At 48.1% G+C, this 14,121-nt stretch carries 14 protein-coding genes; all 14 read right to left on the minus strand.

What is annotated here, in order from left to right; translation table 11 throughout:
• Nucleotides 1-94 precede the first annotated feature (94 nt).
• The 14 genes from dut to rimP all read right to left on the minus strand — a co-directional run bounded on the left by dut (nucleotide 95) and on the right by rimP (nucleotide 14,027).
• Nucleotides 95-541 carry a dUTP diphosphatase gene (gene dut / locus ACQ4MX_RS03350; RefSeq protein WP_431089376.1) on the minus strand — a complete coding sequence of 149 codons (447 nt, stop codon included), beginning with the start codon at nucleotides 539-541 and terminating at the stop codon, nucleotides 95-97.
• Nucleotides 519-1,784: a M16 family metallopeptidase gene (locus ACQ4MX_RS03355; protein ID WP_134910078.1), complete on the minus strand. Its 1,266-nt coding sequence runs from the start codon at nucleotides 1,782-1,784 to the stop codon at nucleotides 519-521. Before ACQ4MX_RS03355 ends, dut begins: the two co-directional genes overlap by 23 nt.
• Before the next feature lie 66 nt (nucleotides 1,785-1,850).
• Nucleotides 1,851-2,855 carry a polysaccharide deacetylase family protein gene (locus ACQ4MX_RS03360; RefSeq protein WP_431089377.1) on the minus strand — a complete coding sequence of 335 codons (1,005 nt, stop codon included), beginning with the start codon at nucleotides 2,853-2,855 and terminating at the stop codon, nucleotides 1,851-1,853.
• 232 nt (nucleotides 2,856-3,087) lie between these two features.
• Entirely contained in the window at nucleotides 3,088-5,190 is a 2,103-nt protein-coding gene (gene pnp, locus ACQ4MX_RS03365) for a polyribonucleotide nucleotidyltransferase (RefSeq protein WP_431089379.1), read from the minus strand.
• A gap of 246 nt (nucleotides 5,191-5,436) precedes the next feature.
• On the minus strand, nucleotides 5,437-5,706 hold the full coding sequence (gene rpsO, locus ACQ4MX_RS03370; RefSeq protein ID WP_025684966.1) for a 30S ribosomal protein S15: 270 nt from the start codon (nucleotides 5,704-5,706) through the stop codon (nucleotides 5,437-5,439).
• 132 nt (nucleotides 5,707-5,838) lie between these two features.
• The gene (locus ACQ4MX_RS03375) at nucleotides 5,839-6,777 is read right to left on the minus strand and encodes a bifunctional riboflavin kinase/FAD synthetase (RefSeq protein WP_192510513.1); all 939 of its coding nucleotides are present in this window, start codon (nucleotides 6,775-6,777) and stop codon (nucleotides 5,839-5,841) included.
• 57 nt (nucleotides 6,778-6,834) lie between these two features.
• Nucleotides 6,835-7,770, minus strand: coding sequence for a tRNA pseudouridine(55) synthase TruB (gene truB / locus ACQ4MX_RS03380; protein ID WP_431089381.1), 936 nt, complete (start codon nucleotides 7,768-7,770; stop codon nucleotides 6,835-6,837).
• On the minus strand, nucleotides 7,767-8,744 hold the full coding sequence (locus ACQ4MX_RS03385; protein WP_431089382.1) for a DHH family phosphoesterase: 978 nt from the start codon (nucleotides 8,742-8,744) through the stop codon (nucleotides 7,767-7,769). Before ACQ4MX_RS03385 ends, truB begins: the two co-directional genes overlap by 4 nt.
• 52 nt (nucleotides 8,745-8,796) lie before the next feature.
• Nucleotides 8,797-9,147, minus strand: coding sequence for a 30S ribosome-binding factor RbfA (rbfA, locus tag ACQ4MX_RS03390; protein WP_014281122.1), 351 nt, complete (start codon nucleotides 9,145-9,147; stop codon nucleotides 8,797-8,799).
• 20 nt (nucleotides 9,148-9,167) lie between these two features.
• Nucleotides 9,168-11,726, minus strand: a complete 2,559-nt coding sequence (gene infB, locus ACQ4MX_RS03395) for a translation initiation factor IF-2 (RefSeq protein WP_431089383.1) — start codon at nucleotides 11,724-11,726, stop codon at nucleotides 9,168-9,170.
• Nucleotides 11,719-12,042, minus strand: coding sequence for a L7Ae/L30e/S12e/Gadd45 family ribosomal protein (locus tag ACQ4MX_RS03400; protein ID WP_013309928.1), 324 nt, complete (start codon nucleotides 12,040-12,042; stop codon nucleotides 11,719-11,721). Before ACQ4MX_RS03400 ends, infB begins: the two co-directional genes overlap by 8 nt.
• Nucleotides 12,035-12,343 carry an RNase P modulator RnpM gene (rnpM, locus tag ACQ4MX_RS03405; RefSeq protein ID WP_007430067.1) on the minus strand — a complete coding sequence of 103 codons (309 nt, stop codon included), beginning with the start codon at nucleotides 12,341-12,343 and terminating at the stop codon, nucleotides 12,035-12,037. The genes ACQ4MX_RS03400 and rnpM overlap by 8 nt, the downstream gene beginning before the upstream one ends.
• 23 nt (nucleotides 12,344-12,366) lie before the next feature.
• Nucleotides 12,367-13,464 carry a transcription termination factor NusA gene (gene nusA, locus ACQ4MX_RS03410; protein ID WP_013309927.1) on the minus strand — a complete coding sequence of 366 codons (1,098 nt, stop codon included), beginning with the start codon at nucleotides 13,462-13,464 and terminating at the stop codon, nucleotides 12,367-12,369.
• Between the two features lie 101 nt (nucleotides 13,465-13,565).
• Complete coding sequence (rimP, locus tag ACQ4MX_RS03415) at nucleotides 13,566-14,027, minus strand: ribosome maturation factor RimP (RefSeq protein ID WP_014281118.1); 462 nt, start codon at nucleotides 14,025-14,027, stop codon at nucleotides 13,566-13,568.
• Nucleotides 14,028-14,121 lie beyond the last annotated feature (94 nt).

A 14,121-nucleotide genomic window follows, 5' to 3' on the forward strand; every position in this document is an offset into this window, starting at 1 on the left:
TTATGCTCCAGCTTTAAAATGGACAATTCCGTTACATTCTCCAAAATGCTGATTAATACCGTGACATTCTACCGTTTAAAAAGAAACTGTGAACTTAGCGACCGGTATGACCAAAGCCTCCAGCACCACGCACCGTTTCAGACAAATGGTCTACCTGCTTCAGCTCTACCTCAGGTACAGCCTGAAATACCATTTGTGCAATTCGCTCATTACGCGTAATCGTGAATGGTTCCTCGCCCAAATTGATAAGCAGTACCTTAATCTCCCCACGATAATCCGCATCAATGGTTCCCGGTGTGTTGAGACAGGTAATACCATGCTTGAAAGCCAGTCCGCTGCGCGGACGGATTTGTGCCTCCAGTCCTGCCGGCATTGCTATAGCGAATCCGGTTGGAACAAGACAACGCTTGCCTGGTTCCAGAACTAAGTCCTCCTGCACCGCAGCATACAGGTCAAACCCGGATGCAAGCTCTGACATTTTACGGGGCAGCTCAATATCCTCATTGCCCCCAAGTCTGTTAATTTCCACGTAAGTTAACAAAATAGTCCCTCCTCATATCCTTAACAGCTGAATCACTCGCTCCAACCATCGACAGGGCAAACGGCTCCGAGAACATCCGGTCCAGTACCTTGTTCACATCATCGGCTGTCACTTGCTCAATGTGTTCGATCATTTGATCCAGCGTGTAATGCTGCCCTAGCATCAACTCATTTTTCCCAAGACGATTCATCCGGCTTCCTGTGCCCTCAAGGCTTAAAATCAGGCTTCCTTTTAACTGCTCCTTGCCCTTACGAAGCTCGTTATCGTCCAGTCCCTTGACAGCCACATCACGTAGCAGTTCAAGCGTCAGATCCAGCACATCCTTCGTCTGCTTGGGAGCTGTACCGGCATAAAGGGTAAACATACCACTGTCCGCGTGGGAGCTATGGTAGGAATAGACCGAATAAGCCAGCCCGCGTTTTTCCCGAATTTCCTGGAACAGACGTGAGCTCATACCGCCGCCGATCGCGTTGTTCAGCAATACCATAGCATACTGTAGATCGTCACCCGTTGCAAATCCGGGCAGGGACAAGCAAATATGATTCTGCTCCGTTGCCTTTTCATGATACAACAGCTCACCGTTAAACGCAGGCACCGTCAGGGGCGAAGCTGTTCCATGGTTATCAAAGTGCCCAAAGTGACGCTCCAGTAGCTCTACCAGACTATCATCAATATTACCAGCCACACTGATGACCGTATTGTCGATTGTATAGTGTTCTTTCATATAATTGCTGAGATGGGAGCTGTCCATAGCTAATAAATGCTTTTCGGTACCGAGAATGGGGTAAGCCAGCGGATGGTCGCCATAGGCTGCGCGTGATAAGAGATCATGCACCATATCGTCCGGTGTGTCCTCGTACATAGAGATTTCCTCCAGGATCACGTTCTTCTCTTTTGCCAGCTCTTCATGATCTAATTTAGAATTAAAAAACATATCGGACAGTACATCAACGGCAATCGGCAGATGCTCATCCAGCACTTTTGCATAATAGCACGTATATTCCTTCGAAGTGAATGCATTAACATTTCCTCCGATGGCGTCAAATTGCTCGGCAATTTCCTTCGCGTCAAAACGCTCTGTTCCTTTGAAAAGCATGTGTTCAATAAAATGAGAAATACCGTTATTGTCCGGAGTTTCATTTCGGGAGCCGGTTTTAACCCATATGCCGAAAGAAACGGAACGCACGGTTGGAATTTTTTCAATGACCACTCTTAGGCCGTTTTTGAGTTGAATTCTTTCCATGATTGGCCCTCCTAAACTGAATTGCAAACTTTGCCATAATGTTCAATCCTAACAGAAAAAAGACGTTCACTCAACCGGAGCAGGTAGCTGCCGATCAGGGGAAAGCGTCTGACTGACGGTTCCAGGTACCAATCCCTTGCTGCGAATGGCACGAATCATACCTTTGAGAGCTGCCGATGAAGAATCTGTCGGATGCATCAAAATCAGTGATCCCGATTCGACCTTGCTACTGATTTTAGCAATTACCGATTCCGGTGAAGGATGCCTCCAGTCCACTGTATCCAGTGTCCACAGCACTGTTTTAAGCCCCATACCTGCTGCTAAATCGACAGTTTCCTGATTAAAATCGCCAGACGGCGGTGCAAACCAGCTATTTTTCACACCTAAAATTTCCTGAAGAAGCACTTGTGTCTTCTCTATTTCCTGTGTAGCCCTTTCCCTGCTCAGACGGCTCATATTCGGATGGGAGTATGCATGGTTCGAAAGCTCATGTCCTCTTTTTTGAATTTCTTTAGCGAGTTCAGGATTTTTTTTCAGCCAGCTACCATCGAAAAAAAACGTAGCCTTGACCTTTTCCTGGTCCAGCGTATCCAGTATAGGCATGATATACTCGTTTCCCCAGGCCACATTGATCATGAAAGAAACCATCGGCTTCTCGGGATTTCCCCGGTAAATCGGGACATTACCAAGCTGATTCAAATGTACTTTGGGCGCAAGCTGCCGATATACGTACTGTATGGGTCGATCTGGAGCCGCAATTGCTTTACGATAAGTCGCATCCAGGTCAACCTCCAAGCCGTTATAGCCGGGAATAGCCTTCCATACCCGATCGACTTTGGCATCAACCGGCTCCCGTCTTTGCCGGGCAGCCTCTGATCGCAGTCGCTGCATGAGTGCATTATCAGGTAAAGCCGCGACCGCCATCGTTGTTGCAGCCTCGGGCTCACTCGTTTCCGTGCTGTATCCGGCGCGTAGTTGGCTTACATACTCACGTACCCCGCTAAACTGTCCAATCACCAGCGTAATGGCCAGACTGGCTACAACCCACGCTGCTCTCTTTGCCTTTCTCATGATCCCTTCATCCTCCCGCCCGTTTGTCCACATTGTATGCGGGGAGGACAAGAACTATGACGCAGCAAGCGCCTGAAAGCCCACTTCGACACAGCTTGTGATTATGTATGAAAAAAGAGCCAGAAACGTAGCTCTGCCTCTTTCCAAAAGCTTAAACGATGCTATTCTAATCCCGAGTGTTCTGTAAAAAACGAACAGCACTCCTTTTATAGCGATCCGCTGTACGCAGGTACTAGGACTTTGCAGGAGCCTCAGCCGTCAGAACCGCTTTGCGGGACAGATTGACACGGCCTTGTTGATCAATTTCGGTTACTTTCACCGTAATCGTATCTCCAATAGCAACTACATCCTCAACTTTGGCTACACGTTCAGTAGACAGTTGGGAAATATGAACCAGACCGTCCTTGCCCGGTAAAATTTCGACGAACGCACCGAATTTTTCAATCCGTTTCACTGTGCCGATGTAAATCTCTCCGATCACGACTTCTTTCACGATACCTTCAATAATGGAACGCGCCTTTTCATTCATCTCTTGGTTTGTGGAAGCGATGAATACACGACCATCTTGTTCGATATCAATTTTTACGCCGGTTTCTTCGATGATTTTGTTAATGATTTTACCACCCGCACCAATAACATCACGGATTTTATCCGGGTTAATGTGCATCGTCATAATTTTCGGCGCATACGGAGACAATTGCTCACGTGGCGTCTGGATGGCTTCCATCATTTTGCTAAGAATGAACAGACGTCCTTCTCTGGCTTGATTGAGCGCATCCTGCAAAATGCTACGGTCGATACCGTTAATCTTGATATCCATTTGAATAGCAGTTACGCCTTCTGCTGTACCAGCCACTTTAAAGTCCATATCACCCAGGTGATCTTCCATTCCCTGGATATCGGTCAACACAGAAACATGATCCCCGTCCTTGATCAATCCCATCGCTACACCTGCAACCGGAGCCTTGATCGGTACACCCGCATCCATCATAGCCAGTGTGCTTGCGCAAATACTAGCCTGGGAAGTCGAGCCATTCGATTCCAGCACTTCGGAAACGAGACGAATCGTATATGGAAATTCAGTTTCAGATGGAATGACTTTGGAAAGCGCACGCTCACCAAGAGCACCATGTCCAATTTCACGACGACCCGGCGCACGCAAAGGACGAGCCTCGCCTACACTGAATGGAGGGAAATTGTAATGATGCATGAAACGCTTCGTTTCTTCCAAATCAATGCCGTCCAAAATTTGTACATCACCCAATGCTCCAAGTGTACAAACGCTAAGCGCTTGCGTTTGACCGCGTGTGAACAAGCCCGAGCCATGCGTACGCGGCAGAATGCTCGTGTCGCTTTCGATCGGACGAATCTCGTCAAGCTTACGACCGTCAGGACGCACTTTATCATGCGTAATCAGACGACGGACTTCTTCTTTAACGATATCATAGAGAACTTCGCTCACGTCTTTCAAAAGCTCAGGCGTCTCTATGTATTGTGCTTCAAAGTGTGCAACCGTCTCTTCGTTGACTGCATCAATCGCCTCTTGACGGGCATGTTTTTCTACAATTTTGACGGCTTCCACCAAACGTTCGGCTGCATAAGCACGAACTTCGCTGTTCACTTTTTCATCGACAGCATGCAGTTTAACCTGCATTTTTTCTTTACCTGCCACTTGAACCAGTTGCTCAATGACTGCCACAATGTTCTTGATCTCGTCATGTCCAAACATGATTGCTTCCAGCATGACTTCTTCCGGAATTTCGTTACCTTCCGCTTCTACCATCATGATAGCATCTTTTGTTCCGGCTACAACCAGGTACAGATCGCTTGCATCCTGCTGCGCAATGTCCGGGTTAATCACGAATTGTCCGTCCACACGTCCTACAGCGACTCCGCCAATCGGTCCATTAAAAGGTACATCCGAAATGCTAAGCGCTGCCGAGGTTCCGATCATCGCTGCAATTTCCGGCTCACAATCCTGATCAACACTCATCACCAGGTTTAATACCTGTACATCATTCCGGAAGCCTTCCGGGAACAATGGGCGAATCGGACGGTCTGTCAGACGGCTGGACAAAATCGCTTTTTGACTCGGGCGTCCTTCCCGTTTAATAAATCCGCCTGGGATTTTACCCACAGCATACAATCTTTCTTCATAGTTCACCGTCAGCGGAAAAAAGTCCAAATCTTTCGGCGCATTGGAAGCCGTCACGGTACAGAGAACAACCGTTTCGCCATAGCTTACTTTAACTGCCGCATTCGCCTGTTTCGCAAGACGTCCTGTTTCCAGCACCAGCTTTCTTCCGCCGAGCTGCATTTCCACACGTTGCTCCATGGTATCCCTCCATTTCATTCCATTGTAAAAGTTCTATACATATCCAGTATTTCCTGCGCGGGCCTAATTCATAAGAAGCCCTATGCATTATAAGCACCAGAACCTTACTAGACTCGCACTTCTAAAGGATCTGTACGTCAAAAATAATTCCTTACTTCAAAAAAGAACCCGGCTGCTGTCCGCCGTCGCCTTAGCAGGGACAAGCGGTGAACAACCAGGCTTCTTTTCTCATTACATGTCTGAAAATTAACGACGCAGTCCGAGACGCTCGATCAACGCACTGTAACGTTTAACATCAGTCTTCTTCAGGTAAGCCAAAAGTTTACGACGCTGACCGACCATTTTCAACAACCCGCGGCGGGAGTGATGGTCTTTCTTATGCGAACGAAAGTGGCTTTGCAAGTTAACGATGTTTTCAGTAAGGATAGCGATTTGTACCTCAGCAGATCCTGTATCGGATTCATGAGTTTTGTACTCCTCGATCAATTGCTGTTTACGCTCTTGAGTCAATGCCATCCTGTTCACCTCCTTCATTATAATCGCCATTAGCCTCGTAGCCGCCGGTGAAAGCAGACAACCAAGCCAAGGTTCATCGTTGTTTACACAACATAAGTCAGTATAACACAGCGCCTGTCTTATGTAAATAAATTAGCCTAACAGCTTTTTAGCCGTTTGTACGTCATTGCCAATCTGGGTAATCAGCTCGTCCACTGAAGAGAATTTGCGCTCAGGACGAATGTAATGATGAAGCTCAACAAGCACAGGCTCACCATAAATCTGCTGATCAAAATCAAACAGATGAACCTCAAACGACGGATTCAGCACACCTTCATGAAAAGTAGGCTTAACTCCTACATTCATTACCCCGCATACCCACCGATCACCTACCAGTGCCCTCACAGCATATACGCCTTTGACTGGAATCACGTAAGTATCATCCAGCTTGAGATTGGCTGTCGGGAAGCCGATGGTACGTCCTCGCTTCTCTCCATCCATTACGGTGCCCCGAATGCGATATGGGCGTCCCAGCCAGCGAGAGGCATGCGTTAAATCTCCTGTATGCAAGGCACGGCGGATGCCGGAGCTACTCACTTTTTCCCCATCCAGCTCGAATGGCGGTACGGTGTGGACGGACATTCGTTCTCCTCCCAGCTCCCGAAGTGTATGCTCATGTCCGGCTCCCCGGTAGCCAAACCGGAAATCAAAGCCCACTACTGCTGTTTGAATCTGCAGTGGAAGCAGGATGTCCGTGATAAACGCCTCAGGGCTAACTTTGGAAAAGTCCTCGTCAAAACTCAAAATATAAAGCACGTCCACACCCATATCGGCCAAAATATCCTGCTTGTCCACAAGCGGGGTCAAATAGCCTTCATAGTCGCCTTTTTTCATGACTTCCTTCGGGTGAGGATGAAATGTCATAACAGATACCGGCACTTTCTGTTCCCGAGCCAGCTCGACAGCCTTTCGTATGACACTTGCGTGTCCAAGATGAAGACCGTCAAACTGACCGATCGCCGTGACCTGTGAACGTCCCCATTGGTGCAAAAGCTCATCGCTCAATGGATAAGATAACGAAACGGTAATCATATTATTTCACCTGCATTTCACATCATTTGACTAACTTCGTCAAAATTATAGCACAATTCAAGGTAAAAAAACTTTAATTGGCGCAATAGCCCCTGATTCATCCCGTCCATATACGCCCAAAAACGTTCGATCCTCTTTATACAGCCGGAAGGGCTGGCTGTCCGTCACAGGTGGAGAAATCATGCTCAGCGACAAGCGCTGACCTTGGAGAGCGGCAGCGACCTTTACTTCGGCCACTGTATGATCAGGCATATAGTCAATGGCCTCATCAGTGGAAATAAGCCGCTCACCCAGGCTACCATCCGCTACGTAGCGTTCAATTTCTTCAAAAGTTAAACAACGATCTGCAGGAATCCCCGCAGACATGGTACGTTCCAGCTTGACCATCGTCGAAGGATATCCCAAGACGCGGCCGATATCGACGCATAGCGTGCGAATATAAGTTCCTTTGGAGCATAATGCACGAAAAGAAATATCCACATGGGATCCCGTATCCGCGAATCCCGTCATTTCCAGCTCGTAAATGGTCACTTCACGGCTTTTACGCTCCACAGTTTTGCCTTCTCGGGCCAGCTCATATAGACGTTTGCCATCCACTTTGAGCGCAGAGTACATTGGCGGCACTTGGGAAATCGTACCGACAAAACGCTCCAGAACCGCTTTCGCTTCCTCTTCTGTAACCTCTACCGGACGGTCACACTCTTCAGTAATCGTACCCGTAAGGTCCTCCGTATCCGTGGCAATCCCCAAGCGTAACGTTGCATGGTATTCCTTAGGTAGCTCCTGCATGTATTCAACTACACGGGTAGCACGTCCTAGACACAACGGCAGCACGCCCGTCACCTGAGGATCAAGTGTTCCGGTATGTCCGATTCGCTTCATTCCCAGCAAACGGCGAGCCTTGGCCACCACATCGTGGGAGGTGAATCCAGCGGGTTTGTAAACGGGTAGTACACCTTCCCAATTTGCCTGTTCCTGCTTCATCGGCTTCATAGCTCGGCCTTCACCCGCCCTACAACGATCTCAATAATATCCTCCAACTTACCCTCTAGACGGCAACCGGCAGCACGTACATGCCCCCCGCCCCCAAATGACTGGGCAAGCGCAGCTACGTTAACGTTACCTGCCGATCTCATGCTGGCTTTGACCGCTTGATCACTAATCACTTTAAAGAAAATGCCTACTTCAACGCCGCGAATATTTCTCGGATAATTGACGATACCTTCCAAATCCTCATTAACAGCTCCGCAATCCTTCATATCGTCAGGGGTTACAACCACCCAGGCGATTTTACCATCCTTCGAAATTTCAAGCGTTTGCAACGCTTTGGTCAGCACCTTCATTTGCGGGAAGGTCATTTCTTCCAGCAGACTCTCGGAGAGATAAGGACCGTCTACACCATAAGCGAGCAATCGTGACACCGTAGACATAACCTTGGGTGAAGTGTTCGAATACCTGAAGCCTCCTGTGTCCGTCAGCAGCCCGGTATATACAGCCGTCGCCACTTCAACGTCCCAGTTGATCGCAAACTTTTCCAGTAAATCAAAAAGAATTTCTGCCGTTGCCGCTGCATCCGACTTAATCACATTAACTGTGCCATACGCATCATTCGTTGGATGATGATCAATATTCAAAATGATAGCATCTTCCGCAAAAAATTGCTCTGTCAGACCAACACGACGGAAATCTGCACAATCGACGCAAATAATCCGGTTGTATTTTCGTTCCGGCGGTTGCTGGCTCATATCCATAATCTCATCGGCATGCCATAAAAAATCCATGCGCTTCGGGATAGGCCCCTCATTCAGCATGGAAAATTTCTTCCCCAGACATGAGAGAAGCCAGCCCACCGTTACGGTGGAGCTGACTGCGTCTCCGTCCGGCTGTACATGCGATACGATCAGGTAATCATCATGCTCCAGAATAAATTCCTTCGCTTGTTGAAGCGCCTGTTCATAGGTATGCATTGCCGTCTCCTTTACATTCAGTTCATGGTTCCTTCGGATAAACTGGCTCTTGCTATTTTTCATCCTTGTCGATATCACTTAACAGCTTTTCAATCCGGCTGCCATATGCGATAGATTCGTCAATTTTGAAAATCAGCTCGGGAATATGGCGGAGCCGTATTCGTTTGCCAAGTTCAGAACGAAGATAACCGTTCGCTTTGTCCAATGCTTTCAGGGAAGAAGTTTTTTGCTCCTCATCCCCAAGCACGCTCAAGTAGATTTTCGCTTGGGACAAATCGTTTGTCAGATCGACACCCGTTACCGTAATAAAACCGATACGGGGATCTTTTAATTCGGTCTGTATGAGTTGGCTCAGCTCTTTCTTAATCTGCTCGCCAACCCGACCTGTACGTATTTTAGCCATGGATGCTCACCTCTCTGCCGTTAGCGCTCCACTGTTTCCATGACGAACGCTTCAATAATGTCGAGTTCCTTAACATCATTATAGCCATCAAGGGTAATACCGCATTCGTAACCTTGGGCAACTTCTTTTGCGTCGTCCTTAAAGCGTTTCAGTGAATCGATTTTACCTTCAAAAATAACAATGCCATCACGTATCAGGCGTGCTTCTGCTGAACGGGCAATTTTACCGGACGTCACCATACAACCGGCAATCGTACCAACCTTAGTTACTTTAAACACGTTACGAACTTCAGCATGCCCAATTACATTTTCTTTATATTCAGGATCCAACATGCCTTTCATGGCTTGCTCGATTTCTTCAATGACATTGTAAATGACGCGGTGCAGACGAATGTCCACTTTTTCTGCTTCAGCTGTAGATTTCGCCTGATTATCCGGACGAACGTTAAAACCAATCACAATGGCATTGGAAGCCGCAGCCAAAATAATATCGGATTCGGTAATTGCACCTGCACCGCTGTGAAGAATTTTAACACGTACACCTTCAACTTCAATCTTGTTCAAGGAGCCTTTCAGCGCTTCGACGGAACCTTGCACATCACCTTTGATAATGACGTTCAGATCTTTCATCTCGCCATCCTTGATGTGCTGGAACAGGTCATCCAGCGTTACGCGGGTGTTGCTGCCCAGATCGGACTGACGTTGCGTAATCGCACGTCTATCAGCGATAGCACGAGCTTTGCGCTCATCTTCGAACACCATGAACGGATCGCCAGCAAGTGGCACTTCTGTCAAACCAGTGATTTCAACCGGTGTGGAAGGGCCCGCTTCCTTAAGACGGCGGCCTTTGTCGTTAACCATGGCACGTACACGTCCAAAACAGTTACCTGCTACGAAAGCATCGCCGACTTTCAGGGTACCGTTCTGAACGAGGATACGAGCTACGGAACCGCGGCCTTTATCCAGCTCAGCCTCGATAATCGTACCACGTGCCCGTTTGTCCGGGTTCGCTTTGTACTCATTCACTTCAGCTACGAGCAGGATCATTTCGAGCAGATCTTCAAGTCCCATTCTCTGTTTCGCGGAAACGTTAACGAAAATCGTATCGCCGCCCCACTCTTCAGGAACCAATTCATACTCGGTCAGTTCTTGCTTCACTTTATCCGGATTTGCATCCGGTTTGTCGATCTTGTTCACAGCCACGATAATCGGCAGGCCTGCTGCCTTCGCGTGGTTAATAGCTTCAACTGTCTGTGGCATAACGCCGTCGTCAGCCGCAACAACAATGATCGTCATATCCGTAACTTGAGCACCACGAGCACGCATAGCCGTAAATGCTTCGTGACCCGGTGTATCCAGGAAAGTGATTTTTTTGCTGTTGATTTCAACTTGGTATGCACCGATATGCTGTGTAATACCACCAGCTTCGCCGCCCGTTACATTAGTGGAGCGAATAGCATCCAACAAAGTTGTTTTACCATGATCGACGTGACCCATAATGGTAACAACAGGTGGACGTGCTTTCAGAAGCTCTGGATCATCGTTTTCTTCCACTGTTTCAAAGCGATCCTCTTCGACCGGAATTTTCACTTCTACTTCTACACCGAAATCTCCGGCAAGCAGAAGGATAGTATCCATATCCAGTTCCTGGTTAATGGTCGCCATCGTTCCGAGTGTGATCAGCTTTTTGATAACTTCCGATGCATCCTTGTGGAGAAGCTTCGCTGTTTCGCCTACTGTCATCTCACCGCGCACAATGATCTTCTTAGGCGTATTGTCGATCTTCTCGCGGCGCTCCTGTTGTTGACCTCTGCCACGATTGTTGAATTTCCCACCACGATTGCTACCACCGCGGTTATTGCCACCACGACCACCGTTACCTCCGCGTCCTCCGCCTTGACGGTTATCGTCAAAACGACCTTGACCGGAACGGTTAGTGCCATTATTGGAATTGCTGCCTGTACGGTTGCCACCACCGCTACGGTTTGCATTACTGCCTCCCGTGGATGATGCCGTTCTTACTGCCGTACCACCTTGACTGCTCCCTTGTGGACGTGAGTTGGTGCTTTGGCTGCCTTGAGGACGTGAACCCGTGTTAGTGCTTGGGCGCTGTTGTCCTCCCTGTTGCTGACCGCCACTGCGGTTCTGGCTGCTTTGTTGTCCACTTGGTCTGCTTGTACTCTGTTGACTGCGGTTTTGACCGCCCTGCTGACTGCCTTGCGCTTTTGGAGCGCTGCTTCGGTTACTGTTTTGGTTGTTGTTTGTCCTATTCATACTTACCTGCTTTTCCTGTTGATTTTTGGTTTGCTCAGTTGAATGATTAATATTCTGGCTTGAACCGGCCTGGTTCGAGCTTACTTGCACCGTGCCTGCTCCGCCTTGCTTGGCCGCAGCATTGGATTTAATATCCTTAAAAAATTTTTCCACTTTACCCACGGCATCGTGTTCCATGACGCTCATATGGTTGTTCACGGGAATATCCAGCCGTTTAAGAATGGTGATAATTTCTTTGCTGCTCATGTTCAACGATTTGGCGTATTCGTATACCCGCACTTTGTCTTTGCTTTCTTGTTTACTCAATATACTCCACCTCCGACATTATCCCCGCATGTTTCTTGATCAATTTCGCGAATCCTTGATCCGTCACAGCCAGCACAACCCGTTCAGGCTTGCCGATGCTGCTTCCCAAGCTTTCCCGGTCAAATCCTATCAATAAGGGGATTTTGTACGTCCCGCATTTGTCGCGGAATTTCTTTTGAGTATTCATTGAAGCATCTTTCGCAAGAATGACCAGCTTGGCTTCTGAAGACCTGATCGCTTTATAAACGATCTCATCACCTGTTAGCAGCTTGCCAGCTCTCATAGCAAGGCCCAATCCAGACAGCGCCTTATTCATCCTGCACGCTGCCTTGTGCCGCCAGGAATTCTTCCTCGACGGCAGCAAAATCACGACTTAGCTGCTCATAAATATCAGGATGAACCGAGTGCTTCAATGCCCGATCCAGTGCCTTGCTTTTTTGAGCAAGCTTGAAGCAGGCAGCTTTGCCGCACAAGTAAGCGCCGCGTCCCGACTTTTTGCCAGTCAAGTCAATCAGCACTTCGTCTTCAGGGGTTTTGACGACACGGATCAACTGCTTCTTAGGCATCATTTCATGACAGGCCACACACTTGCGCAAAGGTATCTTTCTCTGTTTCATGCATTAACCCCCCTACACTCCGTTTAATCTACAGAAACGGAATCCTGATGCATTTCATCGGTGGATGTTCTCGGTCTGCCGAGTTCTTCCTCCGCCTGCGTTTCGCTCTTGATATCAATTTTCCAGCCAGTAAGCTTGGCAGCAAGGCGGGCATTTTGCCCTTTGATACCAATGGCCAGAGAAAGCTGATAATCCGGCACGATGACACGCGCCATTTTTTCTTCTTCAAACACCTGCACCTCAAGCACCTTAGACGGGCTCAGCGCATTAGCCACATACTCGTCAACATTATCGGAATAACGCACAATGTCGATTTTTTCACCACGCAACTCATTCACAATCGTCTGCACCCGCGTTCCTCTCGGTCCTACACAAGAACCGACCGGATCTACCTCGGCATTGCGGGAATGAACTGCGATTTTAGAACGGAAGCCTGCTTCACGCGCTACAGAACGAATCTCAACGACACCGTCAAAAATTTCCGGCACCTCAAGTTCGAACAAACGCTTAAGCAGACCTGGATGTGAGCGGGACAACATGATTTGCGGCCCTTTGGTCGTATTCTCTACCTTGGTAATATAAGCCTTAATCCGGTCCAGATGACTGAATTTCTCATTAGGCATCAACTCGCCCAACGGGAGAACCGCCTCCACCTTACCCAGGTCAATATAAATATTACGCGGGTCCTGACGTTGTACGGTCCCTGTTACAATATCCTCTTCCTTGTCCACAAACTTGTTGTAGATCAATCCCCGCTCCGCTTCACGGATACGTTGGGTTACGACCTGCTTCGCTGTTTGTGCGGCAATCCGTCCAAAATCACGAGGAGTAACTTCAATTTCAGCAATATCCTCCAGCTGAAAATGCGGGTTAATCTCACGAGCCGCTGGCAACGAAATCTCGGTGCGAGGATCCAATACCTCCTCAACGATCAGCTTGCGGGCATATACCTTAATGACCCCCGAGTTGCGGTTCATATCGACACGCACGTTTTGTGCGGTGTTGAAATTCCGTTTGTAGCTGGAAATCAAGGCTGCTTCAATGGCCTCAAACAGCACATCCTTGCTGATCCCCTTTTCCCGTTCCAACTCGTTCATTGCTTCAATAAAATCCATACTCATGGATTACTGCTCCCCCTTTCAAATGATGCACCTGCGTCCTGGTCGGCACACGAGGCAAAAAAACATGAAGTACATGTCAAACAGCAACGGTCAAATCCGAATTAAAATATGATCGCGAGCCTGGCTCCAGCAACCTTGTCATAAGGTATGGCGTGCTTCTTTTGTCCGCTCTGAACGGTAAGTTCCCCATCTTCAAAAGAAAGCAAACGACCTTCAAATTCCTTCAGACCGTTGATCGGCTCGTATGTAGTAACGAATACATTTTTGCCTACCGCTTTGGTTACGTCTTCCGCTTTTTTCAGCGGTCTTTCAGCGCCTGGTGAAGACACTTCCAGAAAATATGCTGTAGAAACAGGGTCATTTTCGTCCAGCTTTTGACCCAGGTATTCACTGATCATACTACAGTCGTCCAGATCAATTCCCCCGTCTTTGTCTACAAAAACGCGAAGAAACCAATTGCTGCCCTCTTTGACATACTCGACATCGACCAGTTCAAAACCATGCTCATCGAGGTAAGGTTGGGCCATTTCTTCTACTACTGACTTGATCTTTGGTGTGCTCAAAGATTATAACCTCCAAAAGTAAACTTTCCTGTGGTGAAAAAGAGACGCCCCATTGCCATGGACAATGCTTCTCCATCACCGGCATTTTCCATTT

Source organism: Paenibacillus sp. 8b26, assembly GCF_050626875.1.
In the GTDB taxonomy this organism is placed as follows: domain Bacteria; phylum Bacillota; class Bacilli; order Paenibacillales; family Paenibacillaceae; genus Paenibacillus.

Bases quoted from the DNA above. Each gene is read 5' to 3' on its own strand.
- ACQ4MX_RS03355 (WP_134910078.1), bottom strand. From the start codon at position 1,784: ATGGAAAGAATTCAACTCAAAAACGGCCTAAGAGTGGTCATTGAAAAA.
- ACQ4MX_RS03360 (WP_431089377.1), bottom strand. From the start codon at position 2,855: ATGAGAAAGGCAAAGAGAGCAGCGTGGGTTGTAGCCAGTCTGGCCATT.
- pnp (WP_431089379.1), bottom strand. From the start codon at position 5,190: ATGGAGCAACGTGTGGAAATGCAGCTCGGCGGAAGAAAGCTGGTGCTG.
- rpsO (WP_025684966.1), bottom strand. From the start codon at position 5,706: ATGGCATTGACTCAAGAGCGTAAACAGCAATTGATCGAGGAGTACAAA.
- ACQ4MX_RS03375 (WP_192510513.1), bottom strand. From the start codon at position 6,777: ATGATTACCGTTTCGTTATCTTATCCATTGAGCGATGAGCTTTTGCAC.
- truB (WP_431089381.1), bottom strand. From the start codon at position 7,770: ATGAAGCCGATGAAGCAGGAACAGGCAAATTGGGAAGGTGTACTACCC.
- ACQ4MX_RS03385 (WP_431089382.1), bottom strand. From the start codon at position 8,744: ATGCATACCTATGAACAGGCGCTTCAACAAGCGAAGGAATTTATTCTG.
- rbfA (WP_014281122.1), bottom strand. From the start codon at position 9,147: ATGGCTAAAATACGTACAGGTCGGGTTGGCGAGCAGATTAAGAAAGAG.
- ACQ4MX_RS03400 (WP_013309928.1), bottom strand. From the start codon at position 12,042: ATGAATAAGGCGCTGTCTGGATTGGGCCTTGCTATGAGAGCTGGCAAG.
- rnpM (WP_007430067.1), bottom strand. From the start codon at position 12,343: ATGAAACAGAGAAAGATACCTTTGCGCAAGTGTGTGGCCTGTCATGAA.
- nusA (WP_013309927.1), bottom strand. From the start codon at position 13,464: ATGAGTATGGATTTTATTGAAGCAATGAACGAGTTGGAACGGGAAAAG.